The sequence below is a fragment of the Lachnoanaerobaculum saburreum DSM 3986 genome (assembly GCF_000185385.1).
GTDB classification, from domain to species: Bacteria; Bacillota; Clostridia; order Lachnospirales; family Lachnospiraceae; genus Lachnoanaerobaculum; species Lachnoanaerobaculum saburreum.
The window spans coordinates 1,736,351-1,744,225 of sequence record NZ_GL622296.1 but is presented as its reverse complement, the minus strand read 5'-3'; the positions used below and the strand labels follow the sequence as shown (position 1 = coordinate 1,744,225).

Here is a 7,875-nt window from a genome sequence, read left to right as displayed (position 1 = left end):
TATTTCTATTCAAATTATACCATCTTTTCAAACAATGTCAACTATTATGCACGGCAAACGCATTGAATTGATATATTGATATATTGATATAATGCAGTATTTTATAAATACCCGCATTTATTTTGGGAATTTATGATTTTAAATGACATAATGGGGCATGTATTACATATCTATGCTTAATTATTCTTTAGTCTGCGTGGAAACAATATTAAATTCAGTAAAAAACTGAATAATATGGTCAGTAAAATCACTGCTATTATTATTTCTCCACTTAAAAAAGTCTTCCCTAAAACTCTAAAATTATGCATGGAAGTAATAATACCAAACAAATTTATTCCGTTTACAGGTGATATTTCCATATATCTTTTCACAATTTTAAATGCATCCGGAAGATAAGCTATTGAAAAATTAGCAGATACCACAAGTAAACTTAATAAAATTGTCAAATACATCTCTTTCACGATATTGCCAATAAAAAAAGTTATAAAACTCATGCTCAAAATAGAACCTATGGAGACAATCATATACCAAAAAAACATGTCTTTGATTGTCCATGCATAAATCGCAGTAAAAAAACCTGGCAATAATTGAATCTGCATATTCCAGCCTTCATTATAGAAAGGAAGAATTGTCAGAGAAATTATAATCAAATTACATATTACAAATAAAACTATAAAGCATACAGACACTGCCAGCATCTTATCCCAAGCCATTTTTCGTAGTATTTTAGGATTTAGCGTACCTAAGACAAGATCCATATGAGTTACTTTTTCATAAGGAAACAATTGGCTGGAACAAAATACAACTCCTAACAGCAATATACAGCAAAAAACAAATGATGATTTAAAAAAAATTACCCAATGTTCATAAAATTCAAGATAAAATGGAACTGCAAAATTATCCAAAGCAACTCTTACTTGCTGTATTTCATCATCATCATAAGCTTTATATTTAAAATCAATTTTTTCATATATCTTCTCCTTCCATCTGGAATAAAAAGGTATATTATTTACTCTCTTTATATCTAAGCTGTTATCTTTATATGATGAATAGGCTTCATTTATAATTCTATAGTACTCCGATTCATCTAATGTAATATCAGGTATATTAGCGGTTCTATATCTTGTAATTTCATCTTTTATATTTTCTTCGGTTACAAATCCGCCAATTTTTGAAAAATATTCTTTTCTAGCATTTAATCCAACATAGCCTTTATATACTTCCGCCTTATTGTCAATCATTTGTACCGTTTCATAATCAAAAATAAAATAAAGAGGAAGTAAAATAGCTACTGCAAAAGACAAAAATATTATCCACCTGACACCTTTGATGCCTAATAGTTTTTTCAATTCATATACCATATATACCTCCTTCTCAAAACACAGCAGCATCATCTATATTGCTAATAAAAATCAATAAAACACATTATGTTGCCCTGCAAATCATTTAAAGCCACACAAAACACACACTATTCTCTAGATAAAAACTTAAAGAATAAATCAGGAATAACCTTTATAAGTAGTATTATTATTATCATACTGACTATTACAAACATATTTGTAACAGATAAATTTAAGAAACCAAATCTGAATTGTTCTAAACTATTCAGTATCAAAATAACATTGCTCATGTTGACTGGGAATAATTTTAATACTTTAATAATCCCGTGTGGCAGCGGAAACCTAAGTAAAACCAATGGTAAAAATGCTGTAATAATTGATATGACAAGAGTGCTAAATCTATTTCTAAGCAATAAGTTCAAAAAGGCAGCTCCGTAAATAATTACTATGATCCCTAAAATAGTTGTTATAAACCATATTATTGTTGCCTCTAAAAAATTAAGGTTATATATTGATGTAAAATATATAATTTGAATACTGCTGTCCCAGCCTTGAATACCCATACCAACGAATATAATCAATGCCATCAATACAACTGAAAGAAGATAAACCTGCATAACCATTGTCAATAATGCCAAAAGCTTATTAACAGCCATCTTACTTATATCACGAATCTTACCTGTGACTAAGATCAAATCCATATTACATCTTTTTTCAAAAGAAAATAATTCAGAAGCCATAAATAAGCCTAGAATTATAACCATAATATTCACAATGCCGACTGACTTCCAAAAGTTAACCCAATGTCTTGAAAAGCCATATCTGAATGGGATTGCAGTTTTCTCAGCTTCACTGATGATGCCATCTATTTCCCATTGACTATATCGGCTTTCCGAAGTAATCAGCTGATTTTTTATGGCATATACTCTCTGTCTGTAAAAATCATCTGCTGATTCTACATCATATAATGATTTAAATCCTCCTTCGCCCTCAAAAATATAAGCCTTTGATAGTAAGTTTACGATTCCAGGATATTTAAAGTTTGTATTGTTCTCTGCTTCATCAACATTACTAAAAGTTTTATAATAGCTTAATACTTGGTTCAATTTTTCAGTCGTCATTTCTCCGTCAATTGATTCAAATCTTAATTCTATAGATTCCCTTGCTTTCAGCCCTCTTAAATAGGATGTGGAGTCAGGCTTATCTAATATTGTAATGCTATTTAACGATGTAAAAGCCATAGCTATTGACATGATCACAATCAAGCAGCTGAATATCTTTACATATAAAGGGGTGATTATTTTCTTATATTCTTCCTTTATTCCCATATTGCCCTTGTGTGATAATTAGGAAGGTAATTATCACATATTCCTTTCTTTTTAATATTGTGTTTATAATACATTCAGATACTGTGGACTTTTGATTTTGTCTTGTGGCTTTGACTACTTAACAGGAGTGTATTGCCGCTACCTTTATCTGAATTGTTTATATGCTGGATGTACCGTAGCTTTTGTTCTAATGAGTACTTATTTCAATCAAGTCTACGATGATAACCGTTTGCGGATATCACAGTATCAGATCTTACGAAAGGGAGGATTACCTCATGATTTACGTAGGCATTGATATTGCCAAACTTAACCATTTTGCCTCTGCTATTTCTTCGGAAGGTGAAATACTCATTGAGCCGTTTAAATTCACAAACGATGCTGATGGCTTCCATCTGCTGGCTTCCAAACTCGATTCATTTGATAAAACCAGCACCAACATCGGTCTTGAGTCAACGGCACACTACGGTGACAACCTCGTACGATACCTTGTTGCCGAGCTTTACAAAGTGTGTGTATTAAACCCTATTAAGACGTCTCAATTGCGCAAAAACAACATTCGCAAAACAAAGACGGATAAGGTCGACACTTATGTTATTGCTAAAACTCTTATGATGCAGGATGACCTCAGTTTCGTCAGTTTCTATGACCTTGATATGATGGATCTTAAGGCTTTGGGGCGGTTTCGTCAGAAAACTATAAAGCAACGAACCCGTTTGAATATCCGGCTGACAACCTATGTTGATCAGGTTTTTCCGGAAATTCAATACTTTTTTAAATCCAGTCTGCATCAGAATTCTGTCTATGCTCTTTTAAAAAAAGCACCTTCTCCAAATGAGATTGCTTCCATGCATATGACTCATCTGGCAAATCTGCTCAAAGTGAACTCGCACGGACACTTTACCAAAGAACAGGCCAAAGAATTAAGAGTTCTCGCACAGAAGTCTGTCGGTGCTAACGACAGTGCTATATCTATTCAGATAACTCAGACAATTCAACAAATTGAGTTACCGGATAGCCAATTAGATAAGATTGAAGCTGAGATGACAAATATCATGAAATTTAACGATTCTGTCATCATGACCATTCCCGGTATCGGTTATATCAATGGTGGAATGATCTTTGGTGAAATAGGTGATATTCACCGTTTCTCCAATCCAAACAAGCTGCTTGCTTTTGCAGGTCTGGATCCTTCTGTTTATCAGTCCTGTAACTTTCAGGATAAAACAACAAGGATGTCCAAATGTGACTCTCGTGTTTTATGATACGCTCTTGTAAATGCAGCTTGGAACGTTGCCGGAAACAACGCAACCTTCAAGGCTTATTATGATTCCAAGAGGGCTGAAGACCGGTCTCACTACAATGCACTTGGGCACTGTGCCGGCAAACTTGTCAGGGTCATCTGGAAGATGCTCACTGACGAAGTAGAATTTAACCTCGAATAAGAGGTCTGTATGCTAATATCGATAGATTTTGAAAAAGCACCCTAAGGGAGCTCTATTAAAGTTACCCTTTTTTACCACCGATATAAAAAAAAATTTTGCTAATTTATGGTTGACTTTTCATAGCTGGTCTCCATTAAAATAATATAAATATGCATCATTAAGTGTGGGTTTAACTAAACGAGCTTCTTTTGAAATCTTTTTTCTGTTTATCACTCTAGCTACAGTAACTCCTCTATCCTCATGTATCATAGATACCAGCTCATTTTTAATACTGTACTCCGTATCCCTGTCATGTATTGGAACTTCCCAAACACTTCCTTCACAATCATTGATTAATTCACTCTCATTTCCACTAGCAATAATATATCCACTTTTAATTATAAATATCTTATTTGCTAGATACTCTAAGTCACTAACAATATGTGTTGATATAATAATAATCTGAGTCTTACTAATATTAGACAAATAATTTTTTAGCCTAATCCTCTCAGTCGGATCTAATCCTGTTGTAGGCTCATCTAAAAGTATAATTTTAGGATTCAGTAAAAAAGCCTGAGCCAGTCCTACTCTTCTTAACTGTCCGCCTGAAAGTGATTTCAGCTTTTTATTTCGAAGTTCCTTAAGTCCAAAAACCTCCATATTGTTCAAAACATCTTCCTCTATGCCAGCTCTATTAAATCCAGATTTTATTCGTCCCATATACATCAAAAATTCATAGACAGTCATCAAAGGATACCCCACAAAAACTTGTGGTAATATTCCAATCAATACCTCTTTTGCTCTTTTTTTACTAGCCGGGTAGTGTATTTCCCCTTTATATTTTGTTGCATACCCACTAATTACTTTAAATAAAGTTGTTTTTCCAGCTCCATTTGCTCCTAATAGTCCATAAATTCCAGGAGCCAAGTCCATGTCTATTCCATTCAAAACTTTTTTATTCCCATATTGCATTTCTACATTATTTAATGTAAGATTCATTACATTCTCCTTATATTTCAAAGTTTATACCCTATGCCATTTAAAGATACAGTATGCTGACTTAACCTTCCAAATACTTGATGGAACAAAGAAAAGTTACAGGCATACACGCTCTGTGTAAATGTTAGGCTGTTAGCTGCAACATTATTAACTCTTCATTATCACTGTATTTTCGTGAGATAGGTGATATATTCGTTTACCTCCTCGACGCTCTTCTGAAGATCGTGATATAATTTTATACCTTGATAAGATCATTATTCTTGACCATTGTTGCTAATCTCCTAACTAATGGTTTTTGAAAAGGTTGCGTTAATACTAAATTCCTGCAGATAGTTGTTGTCGCTGGGAAACCATATAAACCCCATATGATGCATGAGGCACTCGATCAGTGCGGTCGTCATGTGCTGAGCATAAAGGACGTTCATCCACTACGGAAATTCCGAGTTTTATTAAGAAACACCTGTTTGTTTATATCTGACAGATAATCAAATAGGAGTCAGGTTTCGCTCCTATCATAGGGTTCATACCCGAATTCATCCATGATAAGCACAATATTCAATTTTTCTTCAGCAAGCTGAGGCTCCCTTTCTATTGGCTTTCTGAGAACAGGTTGATAAGACCTGCCACCCAGTCAAACTTCATAGGGACATCCTGATTGCAGGTGGACATCCCGATCAGGATGGAAAGCATGGTCTTCCCTGTCTCTATACTTCCATACAATACAATGTTCTTGTCGATCCGATAAAAATATAGGGCAAGCAGGCTCTCGAGGCTTACGCCCTCCAAGAACTCAAAACCATCTGTCTTTCCAGCTACAGTATATCATAAAATTTGTAGAGATTCAAAGTAAATCAATGAAGGCACAGAACACTCTTAAGTAGATTTTGAGATTTTACACTTCAGAAAATCAACTGTTTAATTTTTTGAATTTAAAATCTCCATAATCGCAAAGAGTGTATTAGACACTTTTTATACCCTCAATATCCCAATTTTAAGTAACACAACAGGTTTATTTATTCTGCTTATCTTATATAACTACCTAGATCATCACAATTATTTCCTTTGTTTAAGCTGTTAAACTCACTATAAATAGTGTATAAATCATAATATCTCCCTCTTCCTTCTATTAATTCCTGGTGATTTCCATTTTCAACAATGCTACCTTTTTCCAAAACAATTATTTTATTGGCGTGCAAAACTACAGGGTTAAATCTGTGCATAATAAAAATCGAAATATGCTCCTCAGATTTTTCCTGCAATGCAGTTAAGATCTCTTTTTCAGAGGATAAATCTAATGATGCATTCGGTTCATCAAAAATCAATACATCAGCATTCGAAAATAAACATCTGCCTAATGCTAATTTTTGCCACTGACCTATTGATATTTGCTCCCCACCCTCAAATTGGTATCCCAGCTTTTGAGCAGAATTATTTATATATTTATCCATCTTTATTTTTTTTAAAATTTGATTGAGTTCATCTTTATGACCAAAACGGTTTAAATCCCCATAGTATATATTATTTTCAATAGTACTTTCATATTTTATATAATCTTGAAAAAGCACACCAACTTTTTCTCTATAATTTTTTAAATTTATTTTTTTCAAATTAATTCCATTAACATAAATCTCTCCCTCATAATCATCATAAAGCCCCATTATTATTTTCACTAATGATGTTTTACCAGCCCCATTTTCTCCCATTATAACTAATTGTGTATTAGCAGTAATCTTTAAGCTTATATCCTTAAGAACATAAGGCCTATCTGGTTTATATTTATATGATACATTAACCAACTCAATATCCCTTATTTTTTCTATTCTTTCTCCCATCAAACATATATGTTCTTCACTTAGTTCAAAAAAACCCCTTAATTGATTTATTATCTCATTATTTTTGTAAAATAATGAGATTCGTGAAAATAACGAAATAGTATTTTGCTTTAGATTATTAACGGAGCTATTATACAAAACAAACTTTCCCAGCAAAATATTTCCCAATATAATATCTCTTATCATATTTACCAAAATAGCAGTATCAACCGCTATTTCAATAATAGCTATCCATGAAAAAACATAAGTCCTCTTTGAATGTAGACTTATTAGCTTTTTTTTACAATTTTCTTTATTTTTTTTAAACTTTTCTATGAAATATTCAAATAAATCATATATTCTAAGTTCCTTAATATACTCAGAATTTGTAAGTAATTGAAATATATAACTTGCTCTCCTCTCTTTCGAGGTATTTTCCTTAATAGTATTATACTCTAGGATATTATATTTTTTTCATACAAATACCTAAAAAGAGAGATGAAAATAATAATTCCTATCATGATTACACTGTACTTAAACAAAACTACCACATATGAAATTGCACTAATTAACACAGAAAATACATCAAAAATCAATTTGGCGTTTCCTATAACTCCTGCATTCATATCATATTGTGTTCTAACTATTAAATCATAAATTGTACTAGATTCAAAATCCTTACTTTTCAATTTTGCTACTTTTTTAAGAAGCTTGGCTTGAGTATAGACTTCAAATTTAAGTTCAAAATTATTTATCCACAAAGTTATATAAGGCAAAACCACATCTGTAATCATCTGAGTTATAACTAATAGCAAAACTAAGACTATTACATATTTATAATGTACAATTCGTCTTTGTATTGTATCTATAAGCATCTGCGTTATAACCAGTGCAAAAACAGGAAGTACGGCTTGAAATAAAGAATTTATCCCTAATAAAAAAGGATACATTTTATTAAAAGAATTTATCTCTTTAA

At 32.3% G+C, this 7,875-nt stretch carries 7 protein-coding genes; 1 reads left to right on the top strand and 6 read right to left on the bottom strand.

Features of this window, described 5'->3' with window-relative positions:
* Positions 1–176 precede the first annotated feature (176 nt).
* Entirely contained in the window at positions 177–1,361 is a 1,185-nt protein-coding gene (locus HMPREF0381_RS07985) for a hypothetical protein (protein WP_008753583.1), read from the bottom strand.
* Between the two features lie 107 nt (positions 1,362–1,468).
* Complete coding sequence (locus HMPREF0381_RS07980) at positions 1,469–2,668, bottom strand: beta-carotene 15,15'-monooxygenase (protein WP_008751447.1); 1,200 nt, start codon at positions 2,666–2,668, stop codon at positions 1,469–1,471.
* Between the two features lie 275 nt (positions 2,669–2,943).
* Here HMPREF0381_RS07980 and HMPREF0381_RS07975 point away from each other — a divergent pair, with 275 nt between their 5' ends.
* On the top strand, positions 2,944–3,930 hold the full coding sequence (locus HMPREF0381_RS07975) for an IS110 family RNA-guided transposase (RefSeq protein ID WP_008751446.1): 987 nt from the start codon (positions 2,944–2,946) through the stop codon (positions 3,928–3,930).
* Positions 3,931–4,227: 297 nt separating this feature from the next.
* Here HMPREF0381_RS07975 and HMPREF0381_RS07970 read toward each other — a convergent pair whose 3' ends face one another.
* The 4 genes from HMPREF0381_RS07970 to HMPREF0381_RS07960 all read right to left on the bottom strand — a co-directional run.
* Entirely contained in the window at positions 4,228–5,088 is an 861-nt protein-coding gene (locus HMPREF0381_RS07970; RefSeq protein WP_008751445.1) for an ATP-binding cassette domain-containing protein, read from the bottom strand.
* 588 nt (positions 5,089–5,676) lie between these two features.
* Positions 5,677–5,874, bottom strand: coding sequence for an ATP-binding protein (locus tag HMPREF0381_RS15915; RefSeq protein ID WP_456297517.1), 198 nt, complete (start codon positions 5,872–5,874; stop codon positions 5,677–5,679).
* Positions 5,875–6,110: 236 nt separating this feature from the next.
* Complete coding sequence (locus HMPREF0381_RS07965) at positions 6,111–7,106, bottom strand: ATP-binding cassette domain-containing protein (RefSeq protein ID WP_081457404.1); 996 nt, start codon at positions 7,104–7,106, stop codon at positions 6,111–6,113.
* A gap of 248 nt (positions 7,107–7,354) precedes the next feature.
* The coding region (locus tag HMPREF0381_RS07960; protein WP_008751443.1) for a hypothetical protein at positions 7,355–7,875 on the bottom strand (521 nt) is incomplete at its 5' end.